This window comes from Amycolatopsis sp. WQ 127309, from assembly GCF_023023025.1.
Classification (GTDB): Bacteria; Actinomycetota; Actinomycetes; order Mycobacteriales; family Pseudonocardiaceae; genus Amycolatopsis.
In genome coordinates this window covers 9872948-9898310 of sequence record NZ_CP095481.1, presented here as the reverse complement: position 1 = coordinate 9898310, position 25363 = coordinate 9872948, and the positions used below count along the sequence as shown (strand labels likewise).

At 71.1% G+C, this 25363-nt stretch carries 25 protein-coding genes and 1 pseudogene; 16 read left to right on the top strand and 10 right to left on the bottom strand.

The window, feature by feature from the left end:
* The first annotated feature begins 11 nt into the window (after positions 1 to 11).
* Positions 12 to 1799 (top strand): thiamine pyrophosphate-binding protein, encoded by a 1788-nt coding sequence (locus MUY22_RS43455; protein WP_247053393.1) that lies wholly within the window; start codon positions 12 to 14, stop codon positions 1797 to 1799.
* Between the two features lie 12 nt (positions 1800 to 1811).
* A complete protein-coding gene (locus tag MUY22_RS43450; RefSeq protein ID WP_247053391.1) occupies positions 1812 to 2702 on the top strand; it encodes an LLM class flavin-dependent oxidoreductase in 891 nt (296 codons plus the stop codon).
* Between the two features lie 54 nt (positions 2703 to 2756).
* Here the strand turns inward: MUY22_RS43450 and MUY22_RS43445 are convergent, their stop codons facing one another.
* The 4 genes from MUY22_RS43445 to MUY22_RS43430 form a co-directional block, all read right to left on the bottom strand.
* Positions 2757 to 4301: an FAD-dependent oxidoreductase gene (locus tag MUY22_RS43445; protein ID WP_247053389.1), complete on the bottom strand. Its 1545-nt coding sequence runs from the start codon at positions 4299 to 4301 to the stop codon at positions 2757 to 2759.
* A gap of 27 nt (positions 4302 to 4328) precedes the next feature.
* Entirely contained in the window at positions 4329 to 5918 is a 1590-nt protein-coding gene (locus tag MUY22_RS43440) for a GMC family oxidoreductase (protein WP_247053387.1), read from the bottom strand.
* Between the two features lie 29 nt (positions 5919 to 5947).
* The gene (locus MUY22_RS43435) at positions 5948 to 6349 is read right to left on the bottom strand and encodes a hypothetical protein (RefSeq protein WP_247053385.1); all 402 of its coding nucleotides are present in this window, start codon (positions 6347 to 6349) and stop codon (positions 5948 to 5950) included.
* A 207-nt stretch (positions 6350 to 6556) separates the two neighbouring features.
* Positions 6557 to 7093, bottom strand: a complete 537-nt coding sequence (locus MUY22_RS43430) for an ABATE domain-containing protein (RefSeq protein WP_247053383.1) — start codon at positions 7091 to 7093, stop codon at positions 6557 to 6559.
* Positions 7094 to 7151: 58 nt separating this feature from the next.
* Between MUY22_RS43430 and pcp the strand changes: the two genes are divergently transcribed.
* The 4 genes from pcp to MUY22_RS43410 are packed head-to-tail and all read left to right on the top strand — an operon-like array spanning position 7152 to position 10895.
* On the top strand, positions 7152 to 7790 hold the full coding sequence (pcp, locus tag MUY22_RS43425; RefSeq protein WP_247053381.1) for a pyroglutamyl-peptidase I: 639 nt from the start codon (positions 7152 to 7154) through the stop codon (positions 7788 to 7790).
* On the top strand, positions 7787 to 8641 hold the full coding sequence (locus tag MUY22_RS43420; RefSeq protein ID WP_247053379.1) for an alpha/beta fold hydrolase: 855 nt from the start codon (positions 7787 to 7789) through the stop codon (positions 8639 to 8641). Before pcp ends, MUY22_RS43420 begins: the two co-directional genes overlap by 4 nt.
* A gap of 20 nt (positions 8642 to 8661) precedes the next feature.
* Complete coding sequence (locus MUY22_RS43415; protein ID WP_247053377.1) at positions 8662 to 9705, top strand: low specificity L-threonine aldolase; 1044 nt, start codon at positions 8662 to 8664, stop codon at positions 9703 to 9705.
* Positions 9705 to 10895 carry a cytochrome P450 gene (locus MUY22_RS43410; RefSeq protein ID WP_247053375.1) on the top strand — a complete coding sequence of 397 codons (1191 nt, stop codon included), beginning with the start codon at positions 9705 to 9707 and terminating at the stop codon, positions 10893 to 10895. Before MUY22_RS43415 ends, MUY22_RS43410 begins: the two co-directional genes overlap by 1 nt.
* A 31-nt stretch (positions 10896 to 10926) precedes the next feature.
* Here MUY22_RS43410 and MUY22_RS43405 read toward each other — a convergent pair whose 3' ends face one another.
* On the bottom strand, positions 10927 to 11466 hold the full coding sequence (locus MUY22_RS43405) for a TetR/AcrR family transcriptional regulator (protein WP_247053373.1): 540 nt from the start codon (positions 11464 to 11466) through the stop codon (positions 10927 to 10929).
* Positions 11467 to 11551: 85 nt separating this feature from the next.
* Here MUY22_RS43405 and MUY22_RS43400 point away from each other — a divergent pair, with 85 nt between their 5' ends.
* From MUY22_RS43400 to MUY22_RS43390, 3 genes are all read left to right on the top strand, one after another.
* On the top strand, positions 11552 to 12553 hold the full coding sequence (locus MUY22_RS43400) for an amidohydrolase family protein (RefSeq protein ID WP_247053371.1): 1002 nt from the start codon (positions 11552 to 11554) through the stop codon (positions 12551 to 12553).
* Positions 12550 to 13419 (top strand): patatin-like phospholipase family protein, encoded by an 870-nt coding sequence (locus MUY22_RS43395; protein ID WP_247053369.1) that lies wholly within the window; start codon positions 12550 to 12552, stop codon positions 13417 to 13419. The genes MUY22_RS43400 and MUY22_RS43395 overlap by 4 nt, the downstream gene beginning before the upstream one ends.
* A 138-nt stretch (positions 13420 to 13557) precedes the next feature.
* Positions 13558 to 14490: a nucleoside hydrolase gene (locus MUY22_RS43390; RefSeq protein ID WP_247053368.1), complete on the top strand. Its 933-nt coding sequence runs from the start codon at positions 13558 to 13560 to the stop codon at positions 14488 to 14490.
* On the opposite strand, the gene MUY22_RS43385 is transcribed toward MUY22_RS43390, so the two are convergent.
* Complete coding sequence (locus tag MUY22_RS43385) at positions 14483 to 15514, bottom strand: LacI family DNA-binding transcriptional regulator (RefSeq protein ID WP_247053366.1); 1032 nt, start codon at positions 15512 to 15514, stop codon at positions 14483 to 14485. The genes MUY22_RS43390 and MUY22_RS43385 overlap by 8 nt on opposite strands.
* A gap of 73 nt (positions 15515 to 15587) precedes the next feature.
* Here MUY22_RS43385 and MUY22_RS43380 point away from each other — a divergent pair, with 73 nt between their 5' ends.
* On the top strand, positions 15588 to 17024 hold the full coding sequence (locus MUY22_RS43380) for an MFS transporter (RefSeq protein WP_256475056.1): 1437 nt from the start codon (positions 15588 to 15590) through the stop codon (positions 17022 to 17024).
* Positions 17021 to 17941: a ribokinase gene (locus MUY22_RS43375; protein ID WP_247053362.1), complete on the top strand. Its 921-nt coding sequence runs from the start codon at positions 17021 to 17023 to the stop codon at positions 17939 to 17941. The genes MUY22_RS43380 and MUY22_RS43375 overlap by 4 nt, the downstream gene beginning before the upstream one ends.
* On the opposite strand, the gene MUY22_RS43370 is transcribed toward MUY22_RS43375, so the two are convergent.
* Entirely contained in the window at positions 17902 to 18531 is a 630-nt protein-coding gene (locus tag MUY22_RS43370; RefSeq protein WP_247053360.1) for a TetR/AcrR family transcriptional regulator, read from the bottom strand. The genes MUY22_RS43375 and MUY22_RS43370 overlap by 40 nt on opposite strands.
* A 90-nt stretch (positions 18532 to 18621) precedes the next feature.
* On the opposite strand from MUY22_RS43370, the gene MUY22_RS43365 reads away from it, so the two are divergent.
* The gene (locus MUY22_RS43365) at positions 18622 to 19686 is read left to right on the top strand and encodes an MBL fold metallo-hydrolase (protein ID WP_247053357.1); all 1065 of its coding nucleotides are present in this window, start codon (positions 18622 to 18624) and stop codon (positions 19684 to 19686) included.
* Between the two features lie 16 nt (positions 19687 to 19702).
* Here MUY22_RS43365 and MUY22_RS43360 read toward each other — a convergent pair whose 3' ends face one another.
* Positions 19703 to 19876 (bottom strand): FCD domain-containing protein, encoded by a 174-nt coding sequence (locus tag MUY22_RS43360; protein ID WP_247053355.1) that lies wholly within the window; start codon positions 19874 to 19876, stop codon positions 19703 to 19705.
* A 40-nt stretch (positions 19877 to 19916) separates the two neighbouring features.
* Between MUY22_RS43360 and MUY22_RS43355 the strand changes: the two are divergent.
* Positions 19917 to 20633 (top strand): annotated as a pseudogene (locus tag MUY22_RS43355) (FAD-binding oxidoreductase); the annotation flags it as partial.
* A gap of 45 nt (positions 20634 to 20678) precedes the next feature.
* Here MUY22_RS43355 and MUY22_RS43350 read toward each other — a convergent pair.
* Positions 20679 to 21428 (bottom strand): SGNH/GDSL hydrolase family protein, encoded by a 750-nt coding sequence (locus MUY22_RS43350; protein WP_247053353.1) that lies wholly within the window; start codon positions 21426 to 21428, stop codon positions 20679 to 20681.
* A gap of 112 nt (positions 21429 to 21540) precedes the next feature.
* Between MUY22_RS43350 and MUY22_RS43345 the strand changes: the two genes are divergently transcribed.
* From MUY22_RS43345 to MUY22_RS43335, 3 genes are read left to right on the top strand one after another with little or no spacing between them, the layout of a single operon-like run.
* Positions 21541 to 22215 carry a response regulator transcription factor gene (locus tag MUY22_RS43345; RefSeq protein WP_247053351.1) on the top strand — a complete coding sequence of 225 codons (675 nt, stop codon included), beginning with the start codon at positions 21541 to 21543 and terminating at the stop codon, positions 22213 to 22215.
* Entirely contained in the window at positions 22212 to 23624 is a 1413-nt protein-coding gene (locus MUY22_RS43340; protein WP_247053349.1) for a HAMP domain-containing sensor histidine kinase, read from the top strand. Before MUY22_RS43345 ends, MUY22_RS43340 begins: the two co-directional genes overlap by 4 nt.
* Positions 23621 to 24094, top strand: coding sequence for a hypothetical protein (locus MUY22_RS43335; RefSeq protein ID WP_247053347.1), 474 nt, complete (start codon positions 23621 to 23623; stop codon positions 24092 to 24094). The genes MUY22_RS43340 and MUY22_RS43335 overlap by 4 nt, the downstream gene beginning before the upstream one ends.
* Here MUY22_RS43335 and MUY22_RS43330 read toward each other — a convergent pair.
* Entirely contained in the window at positions 24087 to 25301 is a 1215-nt protein-coding gene (locus MUY22_RS43330) for an acyltransferase (protein WP_247053345.1), read from the bottom strand. The two genes, MUY22_RS43335 and MUY22_RS43330, sit on opposite strands and share 8 nt — an antisense overlap.
* Between the last annotated feature and the right edge of the window lie 62 nt (positions 25302 to 25363).

The window sequence follows — 25363 nt, the reverse complement described above, 5'->3', positions numbered from 1 at the left end:
GCGGAGAAACCATGCCTGTCCTCACCGGCGGCCAGATCGTCGCGCGCACCCTGCGCAACTACGGCGTCGACTACGTGGCCGGCATCCCCGGCCACGGGATCTGGTCCCTGACCGACGCCTTCCTCGACGCCGAGTCCGACATCCCCTTCATCCAGACCTTCCACGAGCAGAGCGCCGTCCACCTCGCGGACGGCTTCTACCGCGCCACCGGCCGCCCGATGGCCGCGGTGACGTCGATCGGCGCCGGCGCCAGCAACACCGTCATCGGCATGGGCACGGCGTTCACGGACTCGACCAGCGTGCTGGTCATCACCGGCGGCCCGCCCACGCACATGCGCGGACACGGCCTGCTCCAGGAGCTCGATCGCTACACGGCCAACGACTTCCCCAAGGTCGCCGAGGCGGTCAGCAAGCGGCACTGGGTCGTCACCCGGGTCGAGGAGCTGCCGTTCGTGCTGCACCGCTGCTTCAATTCGATGCTGACCGGCCGGCCCGGCCCGGTGCACCTCGAGGTGCCGATGGACGTCCAGGCCGAGGCCGCCGACGTCGACCTGCACGACCTCGCCCGCCGGCTGCCGGTCGGGCGCCAGCACCCGGACCCCGAAGCGGTCGACCGGGCCGTCGAGGTGCTGCGGGCGGCCCGCCGCCCGGTGATCGTCGCCGGCGGCGGCGCGATCACCTCCGACGCGTCCGACGCCCTGCTCGCGCTCGCCGAGCACTGGAAGATCCCCGTCGTGACGACGTGGAACGGCAAGAGCGCGTTCCCCGAGGACCACGAGCTGTTCGCCGGGAGCGTCGGGCAGACCGGCACGATGACCGGGAACGCGATCGCCAGCTCGGCCGACGTCGTCGTGTCGGTCGGTTGCCGGTTCACCGACTGGTCGGCCTCCAGCTACGCCAAGGGGATCAGCTTCTCGATCCCGCCCGCAAAGCTGATCCACATCGACATCGACCCGCACGAGATCGGCAAGAACTACCCGGCCGAGGTCGGGATCGTCGCGGACGCGCAGCGCACGGTCGACGCGATCGTGGCCTCGCTGCCGACCGCGGCCGCCGACCGCCCGGAATACCTCGCCGAGCTGGTCTCGCTCAAGCGCGACTGGGAGGAGAAACTCGCCGGCCGCCGGGACAGCGACCGCTTCCCGTTCACCTCGCAGCGGCCGCTGGGCGCGCTGCGGTCGGTGCTGCCGCGGGACGCGATCATCGTCGCCGGCTCGGGCAACACCCAGGGCGCGGTGAAGCAGACCTTCCCGGTCTACGGCCCGCGTACCCACCTGACCTCCGGCGGGTTCTCCTCGATGGGCTGGGCGATCCCGGCCGCCGTCGGCGCCAAGCTGGGGCAGCCGGACCGCACGGTCGTGTGCGTCGTCGGCGACGGCGACTTCCTGATGACCGCGCAGGAAATCGCCCTCAGCGTCACCACGGGCGCGCCGGTGGTGTTCGTCGTGCAGAACAACGCGGGCTACATGTCGATCCGCGGGGGCCAGCGCAAGCAGACGTCCCGGCACATCGGCACCGAGTTCTCCCGCCCGGACGGCACGCCCTACAGCCCCGACTTCGCCGCGCTCGGCGCGTCGTTCGGCATCGAGTCGTGGAAGGTCTCCGACACGGATTCGCTGGAGCCGACGCTGCGCAAGGCCGTCCAGTCCGGTGCCCCGGCGCTCGTCGAGGTCCCCACCGACCGCGACGCCGCCGGGCCGTGGGTGCCGGGCTGGTGGGACTTCCCGGTCCCGGCCTACGTCACCGACGAACGCCAGGAGGAGTACCACCGCACCCGGGCCACCGAACAGCACCTCTGAGGGACGGCGGACATGGACTACGGGATCAAGCTGGACGGCCTGCCGGCCGAGCGGGTGCGGGGCCTGGCCACACCGATCGACCGCTCCGGGCTCGACGAGCTGTGGGTCGTCGAGGACTTGGGGCTGGCCGGCGGGTTCGCCCAGGCGGCCACCCTGCTGGCGGACACCTCGGCCGTGCGGGTCGGGCTCGGCATCAGCCCCGCGGCCGTGCGCAACCCGGCCTACCTGGCGATGGAGATCGCCACCTTGGGGCGGATGCACCCCGGCCGGTTCCGGTCCGGCATCGGGCACGGCATGCCCGGCTGGCTCCGGCAGGTCGGCGCTCACCCGGCCGGCCTGATGACCGCGCTCGACGAGGTGACGGCCGCCGTCCGGCGGCTGCTCGCCGGGGAAACGGTGTCGCTGGACGGCGGCCACGTCCACCTCGACGGGGTCGCGCTGACCCACCCGCCGCGGGTCCCGCCCACGCTGCACCTCGGCGTGCGGGGCCCGAAGGGGATGGCGCTGGCGGCCCGCGCGGCCGACGGCGTCATCCTGGCCGAGGGGTCCGGTCCGGGCTACGTCCGCTCGGTCCGCGACGCCGTCGGCCCCGGCCGGCGGATCACCGTGTTCGCCTGGCTGTGCCTGCGGCCGGACGGCGAAGCGGCCCGGGCCGCGTTGCGGCCGGTCGTCGAACGCGCGCTCGGCCAGGACTTCATGCGGTTCCAGCTGGGTGCCGCGAGCACCGTCGACGACGCACTGGACCAGGTGACGGTCGCGGGTGACCTCGCCGGCTGCCTGCGGCAGCTCGAGAACCTGGCGGAGGCGGGGGCGGACGCCGTCGTCTTCGCACCGTTGCCGGGTGAGGAGCGGGACCAGATCGACGCCCTCCGCGACACGCTCCTGCCGGCGATCCGGCGCTGAACCGCGAAAGGCCGCCCTTCCCGATCCGGGAAGGGCGGCCTTTCCGTGTGCCGGTCAGGCGGTCAGGCCGGCCACGACCGACGGCGCGATGCGCAGGGCGTTGGCGGCGATCGTCAGCGCCGGGTTGAGCGCGGCCGACGACGGGAAGAACGACGCGTCCGCCAGCCACAGGTTCTCGACGTCGTGGCTGCGGCAGGACGCGTCGAGCACGCTGCCGGTGGGGTCGTGCCCGGCCACCGCGGTGCCGCACATGTGCGAGTTCGTCTCGATCCCCATGCGCTGGGTGAAGATCAGCGGGTAGCCGGCCTTGCGGACCAGCTTCGTCACGCGCCGCACGAGCTCGCGGTGCGGGGCGACGTTCGTGGGCGTCCAGTCGATCAGGATCCGATCGCCGTCGACGCGCACCCGGTTGTCCCGCGACGGCAGGTCCTCGGTCGTCAGGTAGATGTCGAGGCTGCGCGCGGACATGAAGTCCAGCGCCCACATCGGCGCCCACGCCCGCGCGGGTTTGAGCATCGGGGCGCGGAGCTTGCCGAGCATCTGCAGGTTGCCCAGCGGGAACGGGGTGCCCTCGCCCGCTTCGTAGAAGTCGTTGATCCCCAGCGTCTTCTGCCACTGCGTCGGGTTGGTCCGCAGCGGGTTCACGCCGACGAAGAACGTGCTGTTGTGCACCATGTAGTTGCGGCCCAGCAGGCCCGAGGAGTTGGCGAGCCCGGCCGGGTGGGCGGGGGTCGCCGAGCGCAGCAGCAGGGCGGCGGAGTTCACCGCGCCGGCGGCCAGGGCCACCCGTTTCGCGGTGATCCTGATCGTGCGGCCGTCGCTGCGCGCTTCGGCGGCCACGATCCGCCGTCCGTCCTCGGAGGTGATCAGCTTGGTGACTTCGGTGCGCACCAGGATCTTCACCCCGGCCGCCAGCGCGGGACGCACGACCTTGTTCTCGGCTTCGGCCTTGCGCCCGGTGCCGTCCGGGCAGCCGTCCGCGGTGGTGACGGCCGCCCGGTCCGCCTGGGATTCGACGTTGAGCGCGTTCGGGGTGCGGAACGGGTGCAGGCCCTGCGCCTTCAGTGAGTCCGCGAACCGCTGGATCGTGGGCTCGTGCTCGAGCGGCGGGAACGGGTACGACGTCGAGTGCGGTGGTTCGGTCGGGTCCTCGCCGACCTGGCCGTGGGCGTCGAAGAGCCGCTCCGCCTGGCCGTAGAAGGGTTCCAGGTCGTCGTAGGAGAACGGCCACGCTCGCGACCGGCCCTCCTGGTGCTCGACTTCGGTGAAGTCGCTGCGCCGGAACCGGGGGAGCGAGGCGCCGTAGAACTTCGTGTTCCCGCCGACCCAGTAGTAGACGCCGGGGGCGAAGGGTTCGCCCGTGCGGCCGTCGTACCAGTGGCCGGCGTTCTTGTAGCGGCCCTTGAGGTACATCTGTTCGGGCTGGGCGTTTTCCGGCTCGCGGGGCAGGAAGTCCCCGCGCTCCACGATCAGGACGCGGGCGCCGGACTCGCGCAGGGCCCAGGCGAGCGTGCCACCGCCCATGCCCGAGCCGATGATCAGGACGTCGGTGTCGATTTCACCGGTGGCGCCGGGGGTGACGACGGACAGGTCAGCCATGAACGAGGTCTTTCTTTCGTGGGTGGGTCAGGACGACGTGCCCCGGATGAACCCGGCCGCTCGTTCGCCGATCATGATGGCCGGTGCGTTGGTGTTGCCGGTGACGAGCGTCGGCATGATCGAGGTGTCGGCGACGCGGACGTTGGCCAGCCCGTGCACGCGCAGTTCGTGGTCGACGACCTTGCCCATCATGCAGGTGCCGGACGGGTGGTAGAACGAGAACGACTGGGTGCGGATGTAGTCGTCGAGGTCGTGGTCGAGGTCGGACTTCGGGGCGAGCCCGGCGTCGGCCGCGGTCCGCAGGTCGCCGTCGAGCAGCGCGGTGAGCCGGGCCTCCCGGGCGATCCGCATGCACATCCGCACGCCTTCGCGCAGCCGGGCGCGGTCGTCGGCGTCGTCGAGGTAGTTGTGGACGATCCTGGGTTTGGCGTACGGGTGCGAGTGCCGCAGCCGCACGCTGCCGCGGCTCGCGGGCCGGGCCACGTAGGGGCCGAACGACATGCCGGGCTCCAGCGGCGCGGCCAGCCCCTGGTCGCGGACGATGCCCAGCGCCGCGTGCACCTGGATGTCGGGTGCCGGGACGTCGTCGGAGGACCGGAGGAACCCGCCGACCTCGGTCCAGGCCATCGGGCTGGTTCCGGTGCTGCGCAGCTGCTGTTCTTCGGCGGAGGTGTCGGGCCCGAGGACCGGCGGCGTGCTGCTGAAGAAGCTGAGGAAGCAGCCGGCGTGGTCCTGCATGTTCCGCCCGACGTCCGGCAGGTCGTGCACCGGGGTGACGCCGGCGGCGGTCAGTTCGTCCGCCGGGCCGACGCCGGACTGCAGCAGCAGGTGCGGCGAGTTGTACGCGCCCAGCGAGAGGACGATTTCCCGCGTCACGCCGAGCGTGCGGACCTCGCCGAGGTGGTCCACCTCCAGGCCGGTGGCCCGGGTGCCGTCGAAGAGCAGGCGGAGGGCGAGCGTCGAGGGCAGGACGGTCAGGTTCGCCTGGCCGGCAGCCGGGCCGAGGAACGCGACCGCGCTGCTGCAGCGCAGCCCGTTGCGCTGGGTGACCTGGTAGCAGCCGACGCCGTCCTGCTCGGCGCCGTTGAAGTCGGGGTTCGGCCGGTGCCCGGCGTCCTGCGCCGCCTCGACCCAAGTCCGCAGCAGCGGGTGCACGGAGACCGGGTCGCTCACCGTGAGCGGCCCGCCGACGCCGTGGAAGCCGTCCGCGCCGCGCTGGTTGTCCTCGGACCGCTTGAAGAACGGCAGGACGTAGTCGTAGCTCCAGCCCTTGTTGCCCAGTTCGGCCCACGTGTCGTAGTCGTGGCGGTGGCCGCGGACGTAGAGCATCGTGTTCATCGAGCTGGTGCCGCCGATCGCGCGGCCGCGTGGCAGGTAGGCGCGCCGGCCGCCGAGCTGCGGCTCGGGTTCGGTCTCGAAGTCCCAGTCGTAGACCGTCTTGAGCTGCTGCGAGAACAGCGCGGGGATCTCGAAGAGCCGGCCCCGGGCCGGCGGGCCGGCCTCGACGAGCGCGACCGTGACGTCCGGGTCTTCGGACAACCGGCCGGCGAGTGCGCAGCCCGCCGATCCTGCCCCCACCACGACGTAGTCGTAGTGCTCGGTCCGGCTGTCTGACATGGGTCCTCCCGGGCGACTGTCCTCTGTGGTCATGACGTGTGGCCTGCCGCACACGCTAGACAGACCGGCCCCGGCCGCGGGATGCACGATGTGAGCAACGAAAGCCGGCATCGCCGCACACTGTGCCGGTACCCCGGGGGCCATGGTCTCCTCTCGGTCGGGTCGCCGCCGCCGCGCAGCGCGGCCTGGAACCGCGCGAAGACGACGGCGGGATCGCCGACCGGCCGGGTTCCGTTCTCGACCCGGACGAAGAGCGCACCCGGCTCACAAGCGGCGGTGAGCGCGGCGCGCAGGTCCATGCAGTCCAGCAGGTAGCGGTGGCTCGGCCGGCCGTGGTCCGCGGTCGTCTCCCTCGACGTCGTCCCGCAGGTGACGATCAGCGGGTCGGTGCCGACCACGTCGTCGACCACGGGGTGGAGCAGGTCCGGCAACGAGACCAGCGGACGCCGCGTCATCGCCGGTCGTGCGTTGTTTTGGGACCGGCCTGCGGGTGGAGCGAGAAGGCCGGATCCCCGCGGAATGGAGCGTCGAGTACTCGCCGAGGCCTCGCGCACCTACCCGCCGATCAGGACCGGCCAGGTGAACCGGTGGCCCGTGCTGGATCGCAGGGTGCCCTGGCCGCCGGAGAAGATCGGGAGTCAGCCGTCGTCCGTGGTGCGTTTGACCCGGTGTGACCGAACCCGCGCGCGGGTCGCGCAGCGAGAGCTGCAGTAGCGCTGGCGAACGTCTCCGCGGTCCGAGAACACTTTGCTGCACACGTGCTCCGCGCACGTGAGAAACCGTGAGGCCGGTTGCGCCAGGTCCACAGTGGAGCTGACGACGATCCGGGTGAGCGCGACGCTCCAGGACTCCGGGGCACCGACCGGGTCCGACGCCGCGTGGGCCACCTGTCTCAGCAACGCCGTCGCGGACGCCAGGTCGGGGGACAGGGGTGGCAGTGGGTATCCGAGGCGGGTCAGGATGGTCGTTCGCAGTGCTTCCCTGGCTGCGTGGATCAGCGGCAGGTCGGCCTCTTGCGGCGGTTGTGCCGGGCCGAGCCCGGCCGCGTCGAACCAGTTCCGGGCGGCCTGGGCCGTCGTCAGCCATTCCGAGGGTGCGGGACCGTGCACGTTCGTTCTGGTCGCGAGGAAATCCGCCCAGGTGTGACCCGTGTCGAACACGAACGCGTGACTCATGGGTTTACTGTAACGTCAGCTAGCGTTACAGTAAAGACCTCGACCACAAGGAGGACCCATGCCGACGACCTTGCTCACCGGCTTCGAACCGTTCGGCGGGGAGACGACGAACCCGTCGTGGAACGCGGTGCGCGCGGTGCGGGACAGCTGGACCGGACCGGGGGCCGTGCACGCCGTCGAGCTGCCCGTCGACTTCGCCTCGGTGGGCCGCGTGCTGCACGACGCCGTCGAGCGGTACCAGCCGGACGTGGTGATCTGCACCGGCCAGGCCGGCGGCCAGGAAGACATCGCCGTGGAGCGGGTCGCCGTGAACGTCGAAGATCCCGGCGTTCCGGACAACACCGGCTTCCAACCGGTGGACCGGCCGGTCGACGAAGCGGGACCCGCCGCGTACTTCAGCACCTTGCCGATCAAGGCCATCGTCGAGCGGCTGGTGGCCGACGGCATCCCGGCGCACGTGTCGGACACCGCGGGCACCTACACCTGCAACCACGTCTTCTACCGGCTGATGCGGCTGCTCGAGCAGCGCGGCTCCCGCACCGTCGGCGGATTCGTCCACGTGCCCTACGAACTGTCGCAGGTGGCCGGCCTGCGGCGGCCCAAGCCGTCGATGTCACCCGAGACGATCATCCGCGCCGTCCACCTCGCGAGCGAGGTCGCGCTCGAAGCGCACGACGCGGCGCTGAGCCGAGCGTGAATCCCGGCCGGACGGTGCTCGCGGCCGGTGTGAGCTGGCACGTCGTCGAGCGGGGCCAGGGCCCCGTCGTGGTGCTCGCCGCCGGGTTCCCGCAAAGCTCCTACGCCTGGCGGCACGTCCTGCGCGACCTCGCGGACGACCACCGCGTCATCGCGTTCGACCTGCCGGGGCAAGGGGATTCGAGCCGGCCGCCCGACGGCTACGACACCGACACGACCAGCGACCGCGTCCACGAACTCCTGCGGGTGCTGGGGATCGGGCGGTACCTGTACGTCGGGCACGACATCGGCGCGTGGGTCGGTTTCGCCCACGCCCACCGGTATCCGGACGAGCTCGACGGCGTCGCGCTCATCGACGCCAACATCCCCGGTGTCTCCCTCGACCCGGTCATCGCGATCGGTGAGCAGGACTGGAAGTCGTGGCACTTCCTGTTCAACCGGCTCGCCGACCTGCCCGAGAAGCTGCTGGACGGGCGGGAGCGCGTCCTGCTCGAGTGGTTCTTCGGGCACAAGACCCACGACCCCGCCGCGACGTTCGGCGACGCCGACCTCGACGAGTACGAACGTGTCCTGAGCGGCGGCAAGCTGACCGGTCTGCTCGGGTACTACCGCGCCGTCCTGACCGACATCGAGCAGAACGCCCGGCACGCCGAGCCGATCCGGGTTCCCGTGCTGGCGCTGGGCGGTGCCCAGGGCAGCGCGCCGGACCTGCTGGCCAAGGTCAGGCCCCACGCCGCCGACATCCGTGGCGGGGTCATCGCCGACAGCGGTCACTACGTGCCCGAAGAACAGCCCGCGGCGTTGGCCGCTGCCCTGCGTGGTTTCCACGCCGAGTGCCGAGCTGCCTTCTGATCATCGACAACGGGAATCACATGCACGACAGAGATTTGCGTGAGTTCGCCAGCGACAACTACTCCGGAGCTCATCCGGACGTCCTCGCGGCGATCGCCGCCGCCAACGGCGGGCACCAGGTCAGCTACGGCCACGACGTCTACACCGAACGCCTCCAGGAGGTCTTCCGGCACCACTTCGGGCCCCAGGCCCGCGCGTACCCGGTCCTGACCGGCACCGGCGCGAACGTGATCGCGCTGCAGGCGGCCTGCGACCGGTGGGCGTCGGTGATCTGCGCCGACACGGCGCACCTGCACGTCGACGAGTGCGGCGCACCCGAGAAGGTGGGTGGGATCAAGCTGCTGACGGTGCCGAGCCGGCACGGAAAGCTGACCGTGCCGGCGATCGAGCGGGAGGCACGAGGGTTCGACGACGAACACCGCGCCCAGCCGCAGCTCGTGTCGATCGCCCAGTCCACCGAACTGGGCACGGTGTACTCACCCGCCGAGATCCGCGCCATCACCGAGTTCGCGCACTCGCGCGGCATGTCCGTCCACCTCGACGGGGCCCGGCTGGCCAACGCCGCGGCACACTCCGGGTTGCCGCTGCGGGCGTTCACCACGGACGCCGGGGTCGACATCTTGTCCTTCGGCGGCACCAAGAACGGGATGCTGATCGGCGAGGCGGTGGTCGTGCTGAACCCGGAGCTCGATCACGGCGTCCAGTACCTGCGGAAGCTGACCATGCAACTGGCGTCGAAGATGCGCTTCATCTCCGCACAGTTCGTCGCGCTGCTGGAAACGGACCTGTGGCTGGACAACGCCCGGCACGCCAACAAAATGGCGTTGCTGCTCCACGAGCTGGTGCAGGACGCACCGGGCCTGCACGTGACCAACCCGGTCCAGTCCAACGCCGTCTTCGCATCCCTTCCTCCCCGCGCGCTGGCCGAACTTCACCAGCACTTCCACTTCTACGACTGGGACGAGTCGAGCAACGAGGTCCGGTGGATGACGTCGTTCGACACCCGACCCGAAGACGTCGAGACGATCGCCAAGGCGATCAGGTCGTCAACCGAGGACCGATGATGAGCAACGACACACCCCGGCCGGGGGCCGTGCCGCAGATGCTGCGGTCGGATCTGGGGCCGGTCGACGAGTTACGGCAGGCTCAGGCCGACGGCACCCTGCTGAAAGGGGCCTCTCCCGATGGCTCGCCGGTGCGTCTGGTGACCAGGTTCGAGCAGGCACAGGACGTCCTCGCGGACCCCGGCCGGTTTTCGAGCCGGGCCACGACCCGGTTCCTCGGTGGCGACCGTGGGGATGACCGCGCCGCGAACGCAGGCAACTTGCTGCTGATGGACCCGCCCGAGCACAGTCGGCTCCGGCGCATGTGCGCCGGTGAGTTCACCGTCCGGCACGTTCGAGCGCTGCAGCCACGCGTGGCCACGATCGTCGAGAACTGCCTGGACGCCATCGAGGCCCAGGGTTCTGACTTCGATCTGATCGCCGAATTCACCCGCCCGATCTCGAGCTTGGTGATCTGTGAGCTGCTGGGGGTGCCGGACGCGGACCGCGACGAGTTCCAGGACGTGGCCGCTCGCCGGATCGACGCCGGCCGGTCGCTGCAGGCGCGGACGCAAGCGGCGCGCGAGGCCGCGGAGTACATGGGCAAGCTGGTCGCTCGAGTCCGCGCCGCTCCGGGAGACGACCTGCTGGGACGTCTGGTGCGTGAGCACGGTGACGCCATCACCGAGCCTGAGCTGGTCGGCCTGGCGAACCTGCTGCTGATCGCCGGGCATCAGACGACCGCCGACATGATCGGCTTGAGCGTGCTGGTTCTCCTTCGCGAACCTGAGCGGGCCGCGCGCCTTCGTGACGGCCAGGACGCCGTCGCGCCGACTGTCGAGGAGCTGCTCCGGGTCCTGTCGACGGTGTCCGTGTCGACTCCGCGTCGAGCGACGGAAGCGACCGACGTCGGCGGCCACCGGCTGGAGGTGGGTGAGACGGTGGTGGTGTCGTTCAGTGCCGCGAACCGCGACCCCGAGCGGTTCACCGACGCGGACACCTTCGACGTGGACCGGACGCCGCGTCCTCATCTCGCCTTCGGGCACGGTGCCCATTACTGCCTCGGGGCGGCGCTCGCCCGGCTCGAGCTCGCGACGGCGTTGCCGGCCCTGCTCCGGCGGTTTCCCCACCTCGCGCTCGTCGACCGGCCTCTCGACCCGCTGCCGCCCGGCCCGTTCTTCGGCCTTGCCTCGTTGATGGTGCGCAAGTAGTCACGTGCACTTGCCGGTCATCGACGACGGCTCATGAGTCGCGCGACAGGTATTCCGTCCAGCCGCGTGCGGCTCGCAGTAGTCCTTCGTGGGAGGCGTCGTCGAAGGCGCGCAGCTTCAGGAAGTGCTGGGTGATCGTCAGGCCGAGGATGCCGCTCACGGTGATCAGCGCGCGCAGCTGGGCGTCCTCGCCCTCCAGCGACCTGGCGAGGTTGTCGACGCGCTCGTCGAGGTAGGACCGCATCGAGTCGGCGGCTTCGGGCACCGTGAGCATGGACCGGACGAGCGCGGCCGTCTCCGGGGGCAGCTCTTCCAGCCGGATGGCGAGGACCTCCAGCAGGTGCTCGGCGGCGCTCCGGGCGTCCTCGCCGGGCAGCTGGACCGCGGCGGTGAACAGCGCCGCCTTCGAGCCGTAGTGCTGCATCACCAGCGAGGCGTCCACTCCCGCCGCGCCGGCGATGCCCCGGATCGTCGCGCCGTCGAAGCCGCGGCTCGCGAACTCCTGCCGGGCGGCGTCGAGGATCCGCTGGGCGGTGCGGGCGCGTTTGGCGGCGCGGGATGTCTCGGTCATCACTTCACTCTACAGTCGTTGAGCGATTCGTGTACCGTCTCGCTCAACGGCGGTTGAGCGGACTGCCCGGACCGGGAGATCTGGCGTGGCCCTCATCGCGATCGAAGAACACTGGAACCTGCCCGAGCTCACCTCGGCGGTGAAGGCGCTCCCGGCGGACCGCGGCGACCCGAGCGTCGTGCTCGACGAGCTGGGGGACAACCTCGAGCGTCTCGACGACCTCGGCGACGCCCGGATCGCGGCGATGGACGCCCAGGGCGTCGACCTGCAGATCCTCTCGCTGGCGCCGCCCGGCACGCACCCGCTGGAGCCGGCGGCCGCGCGGACGCTCAGCAGGCGGGCCAACGACGTCGCGGCCGAGGCTGTCGGCCGGCACCCTGCGCGGCTGCGGGCGCTCGCCACCCTGCCGATGGCGGACCCGCAGGCTGCCGCGGCGGAGCTTGAACGCGCGGCCGGTCTCGGGTTCGTCGGCGCGATGGTCTACGGGCGGACGGGCGAAACGCCGCTGGACGATCCGCGTTACGACGACCTGTTCGCCACCGCCGCGGCCCTGCGGCAGCCGATCTTCATCCACCCGCAGATCCCCTCGCGCACGGTCCGCGACGCCGTCTACAGCGGCTTCGACCCGATGACCGAGCTGGCCTTGGCGACGTTCGGCTGGGGGTGGCACCTGGAGGCGGCGCTCGCCGCGTTGCGCCTGATCGTCCGCGGCACCTTCGACCGCCACCCCGGCTTGCAGCTCGTGCTCGGCCACTGGGGCGAGCTGCTGCTGTTCTGGACCGATCGCGCCGACAGCCTTTCGGGTATCGCGGGCCTGGACCGGAAGGTGTCGGACTACGTCCGATCCAACGTCCACATCACCAGTTCCGGGATGTTCACGCCGGCGCTGCTGCGTCACGCCCTGGAGGTCACGACGCCCGACCGGCTGCTGTTCTCCACCGACTACCCCTTCCAGCAGCCGGCCAAGGCGGACGTCGAGCAGTTCCTCACCGAGTTCCCCACCGACGAAGACCGCGACAAATTCACCGCAGGCAACGCCTGCGCCCTGTTCGGCATCGACATCACAACAACGAAGGAACAGCAATGACTTCTCGAGGAAATACCCGCGCGGTCGTGCTCGGCGGCGGCGGAACCGTCGGCGTCGCTTGGCAGACGGGTCTGCTCACCGGGCTGCGTGACGCCGGCGTCGACCTGGCGGAAGCGCCGGCGGTCGTGGGAACGTCGGCGGGATCGCTGGTCGGTGCGCTGCTGGCCGGCGGCCGCGACGTCACCGACGCAGTCGGCGTCCTGGCGGAGGTGGGGCGGAAGCTGGACTTCGACAGCTTGGGGGCGGGCTCGCAGAACTTCCTGGACGCGTCGCGCCGAGCCGTCTTCGCCACCGATCAACGGCAGGCGTTGCGGGCACTCGGTTCTGCTGCGCAGGAAGCGCCGACCACCCTCACCGAAGACGAGTACCTCGGCCTGCTCGGAATGCTCGACGGTGTCGCCTGGCCCGCCGGGTTCCGCTGCACGGCGATCGACACCGGCACCGGCGAGCTCGTCGTGTGGGGCGAAGAATCCGGGGTGCCGCTGCTGCACGCGGTCGCGGCCAGCTGCGTCATACCGATGCTGTTCCCCACCGTCACCATCAACGGAAACCGCTACATGGACGGCGGCATCGTCAACCACCTGAACGCCGCGGCGGCGCCACCGAGTGACGTTCTCGTGGTCGTGTCCTGCCTCCCGCTCGGGGCCCCGGACGACGGCACTCGATCCGCCTCGACCATCGAGGCGGACGCCGAAGTGGCCCAGCTGCGCGGAAAAACCCGGCTGGTGGCCGTGGACCCCGACTTCGGCGACCTCGAAGCGCCCGTGAAGATGATGGACCCGGAGACGGCCGGCCGGGCGCTCCACATCGGCCGGCGCCAGGCCGAACGCGAAGCAGTGGCGATCCGAGCCGCCTGGGACCTCTGACTCGCCAGCAGGAAACCTGCGCCCTTGCCGCCGGCTTGGCGGCAAGGGCGCGTTCCGCGGCTCTTGACAAGCCCCATCGGTGGATGTAATCGTTTCCGCATCACGATGTAATCGTTTCCGCACATGTTGAGGAGTCCCATGCTCACCCCGGTCATCATCGACTGCGACCCCGGCCACGACGACGTCTTCGCCCTCTGGCTCGCCGCCGGGAACCCGGCGATCGACCTGCTCGGCGTCACGACCGTCGGCGGCAACGGCCGCCTGGAACACACGACGACCAACGCGCGGGTCGCGCTCACCGTGGCCGGCGTCGAGGGCGTGCCCGTCGCCGCCGGGGCCGACAAGCCGCTCCGGCGGATGCTCACCCCGGCGACCTGGATCCACGGCGACAACGCACTCGGTGGTCCCGAACTGCCCGCCCCCACGGTCCCGCTGGACGACCGCACCGCGCTCGAACTGATCGCGGATCTCCTGCTGAACGCGCCGGAACCCGTCACCCTGATCCCGACCGGGCCGCTCACCAACATCGCGACCCTGCTGGAGGTGCGACCCGACCTCAAGGAGAAGATCAAGGAGATCATCTGGATGGGTGGCTCGACCGGCCGCGGCAACGTCGGTGCCTACCCCGAGTTCAACGCCTGGGTCGACCCCGAGGCGGCTGACATCGTCTTCAAGTCCGGTCTCCCGATCACGATGGTCGGGCTCAACATCTCGCACCAGGCCCTGATCACCGAAGACGTGATCGCGTCGATCGGCGCGATCGGCAACAACACCAGTGCCTTCGGCGTCGAACTGCTCCGCTTCTTCTGCAGCACCTACGACGCGGTCGAAGGCATGCCGGAGGGGCCGCTGCACGACCCCATCACGGTCGCGATCGCGATCGATCGGGCCGTGGCGACCGTCCAGCGCAGCCACGTCGACGTCGAGACCAAGGGGGAGTTCACCTCCGGCGCCACGGCGGTCGACCTGCACGACATGCTCGGCAAGGAACCGAACGCCGACATCGCGATCACCCTGGACGTGCCGAGGTTCTGGCAGATGATCCGCGAGGCCGTGGCGAACCTCAAGTAGCGCTGCGGGAAACCGATCGCGCGGGCAGGCGGCCCGTCGAACCGCCCGGGCGCAACGCCGTGCGCAGCCGGACGTGCACTCCGGCCTCGCCGGCGCCGTCGATCTGCTGCATCAGCTGAGCGACGGCGACCTCCGCGATCTTCACCATCGGCTGCTGCACCGTGGTCAGGGTCGGATTGCAGATGTCGGCGAGGACCGTGCCGTCGAACCCGGTGATCAGCACGTCGCCCGGGACCGACAGCTCGCGGCGGACGAAGCCGGCGAGGAGCCCGGTCGCGATCAGGTCGTCACCCGCGATCACCGCGTCCGGCAGCTTCGACCGCCGCATCAGCTGGTTCGCCGCGGAAAGCCCGAACTCGAACAGGTACCGGTCGATGATCGGCCGCTGCGCCACCAGACCGGCCTCCTTCACACCCGCCGTGAACGCTTCCCGGCGCTCCCGGCCGACCGAGGTCCGGTCGTCGGCTCCGACGAACACGACGGTTTCGGCGCCCTGGCCGGCGACGTGGCGCAGCACCTGTCCGATCCCGTCCGCGTTGTCGACACCGACGAACGCCAGGGAATCGTCGTCCTCGACCCGGCGGTCGACCTGGACGAGCGGGAGCTGGTGGGCGATTTTCGCGATGGTGGGCCGCGAACGATCGAAATAAGCCGGTACGACGAATATGCCCCGCACCCGCCGGCTGGCCAGCGCTTCGAGACGGTCGATCTCACGGTCGAGTTCACCGTGTGAATCCGCGATGAGCAATTTCAGGTTGACTTTCGACAACTGGTCCTCGAATTCATGGACCAGTGACGCGTAGAACGGATTGCTGACCATGGGAACGACGATGCCGACGACGCCGTCCGACCCTTCGCGGAGGGCTTTGCCCAGGGCGTTCACCTGGTAGCCGAGGCGATCGGCGGTCTCCCGCACGAGGCGCATCGTCGCTTCCGACACCCGCGCCTTGCCGCCGAGCGCCCGCGACGCCGTCGCGATCGACACGCCCGCGGCGTCCGCGACGTCCTGCAGTGAAACCGCCATTACCTCACCGTCAATTCAAAGATCAAGTCCGAATAGTCTACCACATTACTGACCCGACCAGAAAGTGCCGGCAATGACGCCAGTAAACCCGATCCGGCCCGGCTCCCCGGTAACGACATTGATGGTGGCTTTGCTTTCCGCGTGCCTGGCTTTCCAGCTGAACGCGAGCATGCTCAGCCCCGCACTCGTGTCGATTCAACGGCAATTGAACGTCAGTGCCGGTGCGGTCGCGAACACCCAGACCGCGTTCTTCACCGCGGCGGCCGTGTTCTCGCTTTTCCTGCCCCGCCTGGCGGACATCGCCGGCCGGCGCCGGGTCCTGTGCGGCGCGCTGCTGATGATGGCCGCGGGGTGCGTGGTCGCCGCGCTCGCGCCGAACATCGAGCTGCTCTTCGCCGGCCGGATCATCCAGGGCGCGTCCGGGCCGGTGATCCCGATCGCGCTGGTCATGCTGCGGGCCGAGGTACGTGAACCGAAGAAATACGGGACGCTCATGGGGGTGGTGACCGCGGTCAACGGCGGGATCGCCGGGTTCGACGCACTCCTCGGTGGTTACCTGGTGACCGACCACGGTTTCCAGTCCGTCTTCTGGACGATGGGGGCGGTGGCCGTCGCCGCGGCGGTCCTGGTCCGGCTCATGACCCGCGAATCCTTCGCGGAAGACCGCCGGCGCCTCGACGTCGGCGGCACGGTGCTCCTCGTCATCGCCGTCGGCGCGGCCCTTCTCGCCGTCAACGAGACGGGCAAGCTCGGCGAGGCGAACCGGGGGATCGCGATCGGTTCCGCCGCACTGGCCGCCGCGGCCTTCGCGGTGTTCTGGTTCGTCGAAAGCCGCGTTTCCGCGCCCTTGGTCCCGACCACCCAGTTGCGGGAACGGTCGACCTGGGCGCTGGTCAGCACGACCGCGCTCACCCTCGGCGGCGTTTTCGCGATGATGAACGGCCTCCTCCCGGCTCTCGCCCAGGACGGCGCCCTCGGGTACCGGCTCGGCGCCGAAGCGGTGTCGGCGCTCATCCTGACGCCGTACGCCGTGGCCGGACTGCTGGTGGGGCCGCTCGCCGGACGGCTCGCGGCCGGTCTCGGTTACAAGAGCATGCTGCGGCTGGGCATCGCCGGCACGATCGTGGGCATGCTCGCGCTGACCTTCGGCGTGCGCGGCACGTCCCCGGTGTTCCTCTTCGTCATCGCGGTCTGGGTCGGCGTCACCTACGCGGGCATGGCGAACATCATGCTCAACGGGCTCGGCGTCGTCCTCAGCCCGGCGGCCCGCCCGGGCTCCCTGCCCGGGCTGAACACCGGTGCCTTCAACATCGGCGCGGGTCTCAGCTTCCTGGTGATCTACGCGATCCAGGCCGCGGCGACCCCGTCCCCTGCCGCTCCGGCCGCCGGTTACGTCGCCGCCGCGATCGGCAGCGCGGTGCTCCTGGCGGCCGGGCTGGCCGTGTCGTTCGCGATCCCGCGTCCCGTTTCCGCGGAGGCGGCGGATCCCCTGATCGGAAGGGTCCATTGAGTACCGAACGGATCGTCAGCGTCGGGTCGGTGAACCTCGACCACTCCCTCCGCGTTCCGGCGATCGCGCAGCCGGGGGAGACCGTCCTGGCCGAGTCCGTCCGCATCAGCCCGGGCGGCAAGTCCTTCAACCAGGCCGCGGCCGCACGCCTGCTCGGCGGCGACGTCGAGCTGGTCGCGATGGTCGGGGACGACGACGCGGCGCGCACGGTCATGGACGACCTTCGCGGCCTCGGGATCAGGTCGGACCGGGTCGTCGTGTGCCGGGATGAGCCGACCGGCTCGGCGTACATCAGCGTCGATCCGGCCGGCGAGAACGCCATCGTCGTCGCTCAGGGGGCCAATGCGAAACTGACCGCGACCGACGAGGTCGAGGCGGCGATAGCGGAGGCGGACGTCGTTCTCCTGGCCCTCGAGGTTTCCCTCGGCGCGGTCGCCGTCTGCGCTCGGCGCGCTGCGACGTACGGCGCGAAAGTGGTGCTCAACCTCTCGCCCTACCGGCCGGTGGCGGACGCGCTCCTCCGCGACTGTTTCGTGGTCGTCGTCAACCGCCACGAACTGGCCCGGCTGCTGCCGGGCACGGCCGACGGCGGCTGGCCGGAGATCGCCGCCACGCTCCGGCGCAAGGGAATCCACCGCGCGATCGTGACGCTGGGCTCCCAGGGCGCCGTGCTCTTCGAGGACGGCGAGTACACCCGCATCCCGGCCGTGCGCGTGGACGCGGTCGACACGACCGGCAGCGGCGACGCGTTCGCCGGCACCGTCGGCTACGGCCTCTCGCGCGGCCTCGACCTCCTCGCGGCGGCCACGCTCGCTGCCGAGGTGGGAGCGCTGGCGGCGACCCGGCCCGGGGCGCGTCCGTCGTATCCGACGATGGATCAGCTGGAGGTGTGGCGCCGTTCGCGTGGGGACTCGTAGCCGGTCAGGGGACCGAACGCGGCTAGTGAGAGCGCGTCGTGCAGCTGGGTGATCCAGTCGTCGATCGGTTTGGCCGGGTCCATGCGCACGAACGCGAGGGCCATTGCGGAGAAGAGCGCGAACAGGGACAGCCGTCGTTGCTGTTCGGCGTCGGCGTCCGGGGGTGTGATGCGGCGGGCGAGTTCGCCGGTGTTGCGGCCCATCGACTGGGTGCCGACGCCCATCAGGTCGGGCTCGCTCAGGATGAGCGCGCGGCGACGGGCTTCGAGGTCGCGGTCCTGCCGGCTCATTTCCCGGGCGGCGGTGGCGGCGGCGTCCGACACCGCGGTGAGGGGGTCCAGGGCAGCGGTGGCGGGGTCGAGGTGGTGGACCAGGCGCTGGAGGAAGGGGTCGTGCCAGAAGATCCCGGCTTTGCTGCCGAAGGTCCGGAACACGGTGCGTTCGGCGACGCCGGAGCGCTGCGCGATGTCGGCCATGGAGACCGCGGAGAAGCCCCGTTGTTCCGAGAGTTCCAGGGCTGCGAGGCGGACAGCGGCTTCTTTGCGGGCCGCGTTCGCCGCTCGCCGCCCGGTCCCTTCGTTCGTCTGCACGTCCTCAGTCTAGCAAAGTTGGCAGTTTCTGCCACTATCGGCTACGGTCGAGATGTGGCAGAAACTGCCAACTTCGAAAGGGGCTGGACGATGCAGGACGCTGACAGCAGCGGCAAGGGATCAACGAAGAAGAAGCTCACCCGGCGGCAGGTGCTGGCCCGGGCCGCGGGCATCGGCGGGGTCGCCGTCGTCGCGGCCGGCACCGGCGGCTACCTCGGTTTCCTGACGCCGTCGGGTGACGTCGCGGACTACGCCGAGCACCTGGTCGACGACCAGCGGGCGCTGCGGCCCGGCGAGGTGCGCGTCACGTTCCTCGGCACGACCACGCTGCTGGTCGACGACGGGACCACGCAACTGCTGTTCGACGCCTTCATCACCGACATCTCGCTACGCACGGCGATCTTCGGTCAGCTCCAGACGGACCCGGCGAAGGTCGACGCGACCCTCGCCCGGGTCGGCGCCGACCGGATCAAGGGCATCTTCGTCTCGCACTCCCACTACGACCACTCGCTCGACGCGCCCTACATCGCCAAGCGCACGAACGCGACGTTGCACGGCTCACCGTCCACGCTCAACATCGGCCGCGGCGGCGACGTCCCCGAGGCACAGCTGCAGCCGTACCAAGTCGGCCGGCCGGTGAAGATCGGCGACTTCGCCGTCACGGTGCTGGCGTCGAAGCATTCCCCGGGGACCAAGGGTGGCGACGGCACGCCGATCACGCAGCCCTTGCGCCAGCCCGCGGACGCCGGGGACTACTTCGAGGGCGGCTCGTTCGACTTCCTGGTGGAGTACGGGACGCGGTCGTTGCTGATCAAGGCGTCGGCGGGGTTCCTGCCCGGCGCGCTCGACGATGTCCGGGCGGACGCGATGTTCTGCGGCACGGCGGGCAGCGTGGGCAAAGACGCGGCGTTCCGCACCGAGTTCTACGAGCAGACTGTCGCGAAGGTGCAGCCGAAGCTGTTCGTTCCGTTGCACTGGAACGACTTCTTCACCCCGGTGACCGAGCACCTCACGACGAACATGAAGGCGATCGACGACGTCGCGGCGGGCTGGGACTACCTCATCGGCCAGCTGAACCGGACGCACGCGGAGTTCGCGCCGATGGAGGGCTACAGCAGCGTCATCCTGTTCGGCCCCACCGGCCGAGCCGCGTGAAGCCCGGCCCGGAGGGTCACGCGGGTCCGACGGTCTCGTCGTTCAGCGCCTCGCGGACCCGCGCGAAGGACTTCTTGAGGTGGGAGACCATCGCCGCTTCGGCGACGTCGGAATCGTTGTCCTCGAGCGCTTGCAGGATGAGCCGGTGCTCGCTCACCGCGCCCTCCGCGACCATTTCGTCGCTGCGCAACCGGAAGAGGTGCAGGTGGATGTGCAGCCGGTCCAGCGCGTCGGTGACCGCCGCGGGCGAGGCCGTGCGCGCCGTCGGGGCGGCGGGGATCGTCCCGTCCGCCCTCGAACTGGTCGACCGGCACTGCCTCGAAGCGGTCGACGCCTGGAAGGGCATGGGGCTGGCGGTCGAAGGCGAAGCGCTCCTGCTCGCCCAGGTCGACGTGCCGGAGCCGGCCGGCGGGGTGGAAGCCGACCGGATCGTCGAGTGCTTCCGGGACAGCGGTGCCGGCTGGGCGGAACGGTCCACCGACGCCGCCGAGGCCGACGCGCTCTTTCAGGCCCGAAGGCTGGCCTACCCGGCGCTGGAGCGGCTGGGCCCGGTGCTCACCGAGGACGTCTGCGTGCCCCGCCGGCACGTACCCGACATGCTGGGTCGGATCGAGGCGCTGGCCCAGCGGCACCAGGTGAAGATCGCCAACATCGCCCACGCGGGCGACGGCAACCTCCACCCGCTGATCATCACCCCGCCGGGCGACGACGCGGCCCGGTCGCGGGCCCAGTCGGCGTTCGAGGACATCCTGGACGCGGCCCTGGAGCTCGGGGGCACCGTGACCGGCGAGCACGGCGTCGGCCTGCTCAAGCGCGCCGGCCTCGAACGGGAGGTTTCGCCCGCCGCGCTCGACCTGCACCGAGCGGTGAAGACGGCGTTCGACCCGACGGGGCTGTTCAACCCCGGCAAGGTCGTCAGCCTGAGGCACCCGCCCGAAGCCGGGTGACCTCAGCGGCTTGCAAGCTCGACCGGCCGGCTTGAGCCCGCCCGCTCAGCAGCCCTGGAAGTGCTTGTCGGCCGACCAGCCGGTGTTGGCCCAGGTGTCCGCGGCCGGCGGGGTGAACCCGGGGAGCACGGCGGTCAGCTTGGTGAGCAGCCAGCTGGTGAAGCGGGCGGCGCCCTGCGGGCAGGTGTGGATGCCGTCCTTGCTGCGGTCGGCCTTGCCGTCCTTGGTCTGCTGGTAGGTGGTTCCCCAGACTTCGGTCGCGTCCAGGACGGTCGCCTTGCCGCCGGCCGCGACCGTCTTGGCCACCTCGGACGTGCGCGCCAGGTCGGCCAGGTGCGGCTGGTAGAAGTCGTCCGCCTTGATGGGCGGCATGGTCACGAAGACGAGCTCGGCCCCGGCACCGGTCGTCGTGGCCAGCAGCTTTTCGTAGGCGGCCTGCTGCTCGGCCCGGCTGCCCCAGTCGTAGGTGGTGATCTGGTAGACCACCACGTTCGGTTTGGCCCCGGTGATCTGGCCGGGCAGCTGCTCCCAGTTCTTGTCGGAGAACGGCCCGACGACGTTCCCGCCGCCGTCGGCGGCGATGGACTGGAAGCCGGCTCCACCGGCCTTGAACGCGGCGGCCAGCGGCAGCGATTCCCCCACCGCGACCGAATCCCCGAGGAAGAGCACGGTGGAGCGGTTTTCGCCGGCGGCGCCGCTCGTGGGCGGCGCCGGCGTGGCGGACGGTCCCGAGCAGGCGGCGGTCGCGACGAGCAAACTGGTCAGGCCGAGCAGGAGGTTCCGGTTCTTGGTCATGACGGCAAGCCTGGCGCCGCGGTGTCCCGGGCCCAGCGCCGTCGTGTCCCCGTTGTGTCGCAGGAAGTCCGCGGGCCGGGCGGGACAGCAATGGGCTGTCCATACTGGACACGTGGTGGCGATACTCCTCATCGAAGACGACCCCCTGGTCCGGCGCGGCCTCCAGCTGGCGCTGTCCCGGCACGGCCACGACGTCCGCGTCGCCGAAACGGGTGAAGCCGGGTTGACCGAGTTCCGCGCCACCCGGCCGGAGCTGGTCGTGCTCGACCTGATGCTGCCCGGCATCGACGGGTTCGAGGTGTGCCGCCGGATCCGGGCGGCCGGCGAGGTACCGGTGATCATGCTCACCGCCCGCGGCGACGACTTCGACGTCGTCGGCGGCCTGGCGGCGGGCGCGGACGACTACGTCGTCAAACCGGCCCGGCCGAGCGTGCTGGACGCCCGCATCCGCGCGGTGCTGCGCCGCACCACGACCGCGGCCGACAGCGTGCGGGTGCACGGCGACCTGCGGATCGACACCGGCGCCCTGACCGTGGCCGTGCGCGACCGGCCGGTGCAGCTCACCGCCACCGAGCTGCGCCTGCTGCTGACCCTGTCCGGCGCCCCCGGCCGCGTGTTCAGCCGGACGCAGCTGCTGGAACAGGTCTGGGAACACGACTACCTCGGCGACTCCCGGCTGGTCGACAACTGCGTGCAACGCCTGCGGGCGAAGATCGAAACGGACCTCGCGAACCCGGTCTACGTGCAGACCGTGCGCGGGTTCGGCTACCGGTTCGGGCCGCTGTGAAAGCGCGAAGGCTGTGGCCGCGCGGGCTGCGTGCCCGCCTGCTGCTCGCCTTCGTCCTCACCACGGTGCTCGGCGCCACGGCGGCCGCGTGGTCGAGCGCCGCGTCGGCCAGTGCCGCCCTGGTCACCTCCGCCCAGCAGCGGCTCACCGAAACCCTCGTCACCCGGATCACCGAGGTCGCCCCCACACTGACCTACCCGCCGGACCAGGACGCGCTCGACCGGCTCCGCACGGCCGTCGGCCCCGGCGCCGAGGTCACCTACGGCGGCGCCGAATCCGAAGACCGGACCGGCGCGGCGCTCGTCACCGACGCGTTGCGCACCGAAGTGCGCGTCCGGAACCAGCTCGTCACACAGCGGATCACCACCGGCGGTGTCCCGTGGCTGCTGATCGGCACGCCCGTCATGACCACCGCCACCGACGGCACCCGCGTCCCCTCCGGGATCGAGGTGTACTCGGCGCACGACCTCTCCGACGTCGACCGGCAGATCGCCGGCCTCACCCGGTCCGCGGGCATCACGGCCGCGGTGGCCCTGCCGCTGGCGATCCTGCTGGCCCTGCTCGCCGCGGGCAGCGTGCTGCGCCCGGTCCGGCTGCTCCGGGACACCGCCCGCCGCCTGGCCCGCGGCGAGCTCGAGGCGCGCACGGCACCCCAGGGGGTCGACGAGCTGGCCCAGCTGACCGGCACCGTCAACGAGATGGCCGCGTCGCTGCAGTCGTCGATGGCGGCGATGGAACGCATGCAGGCCGACGCCCGGCGGTTCGCCGCGGACGTCTCCCACGAGCTGCGCACCCCGCTGAGCACGCTGACCGCGGTGGTCGAGGTGCTGGCGACCACCGCGGAGGGGATGGAACCGGACGCCCGCGAATCGGCGCAGCTGGCGATCACCGAGACCCACCGGCTGGTCCGGCTGGTCGAAGACCTGATGGAGGTCTCCCGGTTCGACGCCGGCACGGCCCAGGTGCGGCTGGAGGAGGTCGACGTCGCCGAGGCCGTGCGGGGCTGCCTGCGCGCCCGCGGCTGGCTGGACGGGATCGAGCTGACGGCCCCGGACGGCGTCCGGCTGCGGGTGGACCGCCGCCGGCTGGACGTCATCGTCGCCAACCTGGTGGGGAACGCCCTGCGCCACGGGGCGCCCCCGGTGCGGGTGCACGTGTCGGCGTTCGCCACGCACGTGCGGATCGACGTCACCGATCACGGCCCGGGCATACCCGGACACGTCCTGCCGCACGTGTTCGACCGCTTCTTCAAGGCCGACACCGCGCGGGCCCGTACCCCGGGCAGCGGGCTCGGCCTGGCGATCGCCCGGGAAAACGTCCGCCTGCACGGGGGTGAGCTGGTCGTGGCCACCACCCCGGACGGCGCGCGGTTCACCCTGGAGCTGCCCCGGAACCTGGAGGAACGGTGAAACGTCACTGGTCACTGGTCGCTGTCCTGCTGCTCGCGGGCTGTGGCGTCACCCCGGCACCGCCCACACCGGGCGGTGACGCCCCGACCGGCGTCGCGCCCGGGGCCACGCTCTACTTTGTCGACGCGCAGGATCGGCTGCGGCCCCAGCTGCGCCACACCGGCCGCCTCGGCACCATCGCCGAAGCGGAGGCCCTGCTGCTCGCCGGACCGGGCGGCTCCGGCCTGCACACGGAGATCGCGGAGAGCGCGGTCACCCGGGTGGCCGTCACCATCGAGCCCGGCGTCATCCGGCTCACCGTGCCGCTGTCGGTCGGCGAGGTCACCCCGCTCGGGATCGACCAGCTCGTCTGCACGGCCCTCGGCGTGCACGTCCAGAGCGGCGGCTCGCCGGCGACGAAGGTGCGGCTCGCCTTCACCGAACCGGTGGCCGGGTCGGACGCGCCACGGGCCTGCCCCCTGGTCAAGTGAGGCCGGTGACGTCGACGGTCATCGCTTCCGGAGCGGGCACGAGAAGCCAGAGGAGAGCCAGCACGGTCATCACCGCGGCGAACGCCACCCACCCGCTCCGGCCCTTCGCCCACTTGGCGCGGAAGCGGATCGGGTCTTCGACGCAGTACTTCGAAAGCGCGGCCAGCGCGATCGAAACGGCGAAGACCAGCGCGGTCCGGGGCCATGCGCCCAGCCCGGTCGCCGATGCGGTCAGCAGCACGGAAACCGGCCAGTGCCACAGGTAGAGGCTGTAGGAGATCAGGCCGAGCCAGCGCAGCGGCGGCCAGGACAGGACCCGGGCGAAGACCGTGTCCCCGGCCTGCGCGCACAGGCCGATCAGCAGGGCGGCCACCAGCGAGTGCGCGAAGAGCCCGCCGGTGAACAGCCACGGCGAGGCCGTTCCGTCGGCCTGCCACCACAGCACGCCGATCACCGCCGCGAGGAACGTCAAGACGGCGCCGGCCGCCGCGCGAGGGACTCGCGCCAGCACCGCGCGCACCGGCGTCGTCGCGGCCGCGGCGCCCAGCAGCAGGGAGAAGGCCCGGGTGTCGGTGCCGGTGTAGACCCGGCTCGGATCGGCGGGGTCGAGCAGCACGATCATCAGCAGGAGCGACCCGACCGAGGCGACGAGGGCGAACACGGCGACCCCGCGGTCCGCGCGCTTTCCCAGCCGGGCGAGGAAAACCACCAGGATCGGCCACAGCAGGTAGAACTGCTCCTCGACGGCGATGCTCCACAGGTGCTCGAACACCCGGCCCTGGCCGAACCGGTCCCAGTAGCCCGCCGAATCCGCGAGCAGGTGCCAGTTGACCAGGTTCAGCTGGACCCAAGGCCCGTCCGAGAGGGTGGTCCGCAGCAGGTCCGGCGTTCCTCGCGCCCAGACCACGACCGTGACGACGCCGAGCATCACGGCCAGGGCGGGCAGCAGGCGGCGGCTCCGCCGGCCCCAGAACGCGACCGGCGAAACCGTCCCCGTCCGGTCGATCTCCCGCAGCAGCAGGTCGGTGATGAGGTAGCCGGACAACGCGAAAAACAGGTCCACGCCGAGGAAACCACCGGGCAGGTGCCCGGTGTGGAACAGCAGCACCCCCAGGATCGCGACCCCGCGCAGCCCGTCGAACGCGGGCACGCGCACCCCGCGCTCGAGCACAGGGGGAGCGGTACCGGCGAGCTGAGTGTGTTCCATGGCGAAGACTCTGCGGCCGCCGTGTCGGACCGCGATCCCTGTCGTGTCCCGATCTCGTCGCG

Bases quoted from the DNA above. Each gene is read 5' to 3' on its own strand.
- MUY22_RS43395 (WP_247053369.1), top strand. From the start codon at position 12,550: ATGACTTCTCGAGGAAATACCCGCGCGGTCGTGCTCGGCGGCGGCGGA.
- MUY22_RS43455 (WP_247053393.1), top strand. From the start codon at position 12: ATGCCTGTCCTCACCGGCGGCCAGATCGTCGCGCGCACCCTGCGCAAC.
- MUY22_RS43405 (WP_247053373.1), bottom strand. From the start codon at position 11,466: ATGACCGAGACATCCCGCGCCGCCAAACGCGCCCGCACCGCCCAGCGG.
- MUY22_RS43350 (WP_247053353.1), bottom strand. From the start codon at position 21,428: ATGACCAAGAACCGGAACCTCCTGCTCGGCCTGACCAGTTTGCTCGTC.
- MUY22_RS43440 (WP_247053387.1), bottom strand. From the start codon at position 5,918: ATGTCAGACAGCCGGACCGAGCACTACGACTACGTCGTGGTGGGGGCA.
- MUY22_RS43365 (WP_247053357.1), top strand. From the start codon at position 18,622: ATGCAGGACGCTGACAGCAGCGGCAAGGGATCAACGAAGAAGAAGCTC.
- MUY22_RS43330 (WP_247053345.1), bottom strand. From the start codon at position 25,301: ATGGAACACACTCAGCTCGCCGGTACCGCTCCCCCTGTGCTCGAGCGC.
- MUY22_RS43385 (WP_247053366.1), bottom strand. From the start codon at position 15,514: ATGGCGGTTTCACTGCAGGACGTCGCGGACGCCGCGGGCGTGTCGATC.
- MUY22_RS43430 (WP_247053383.1), bottom strand. From the start codon at position 7,093: ATGAGTCACGCGTTCGTGTTCGACACGGGTCACACCTGGGCGGATTTC.
- MUY22_RS43445 (WP_247053389.1), bottom strand. From the start codon at position 4,301: ATGGCTGACCTGTCCGTCGTCACCCCCGGCGCCACCGGTGAAATCGAC.
- MUY22_RS43415 (WP_247053377.1), top strand. From the start codon at position 8,662: ATGCACGACAGAGATTTGCGTGAGTTCGCCAGCGACAACTACTCCGGA.
- MUY22_RS43380 (WP_256475056.1), top strand. From the start codon at position 15,588: ATGACGCCAGTAAACCCGATCCGGCCCGGCTCCCCGGTAACGACATTG.
- pcp (WP_247053381.1), top strand. From the start codon at position 7,152: ATGCCGACGACCTTGCTCACCGGCTTCGAACCGTTCGGCGGGGAGACG.
- MUY22_RS43450 (WP_247053391.1), top strand. From the start codon at position 1,812: ATGGACTACGGGATCAAGCTGGACGGCCTGCCGGCCGAGCGGGTGCGG.
- MUY22_RS43390 (WP_247053368.1), top strand. From the start codon at position 13,558: ATGCTCACCCCGGTCATCATCGACTGCGACCCCGGCCACGACGACGTC.
- MUY22_RS43410 (WP_247053375.1), top strand. From the start codon at position 9,705: ATGAGCAACGACACACCCCGGCCGGGGGCCGTGCCGCAGATGCTGCGG.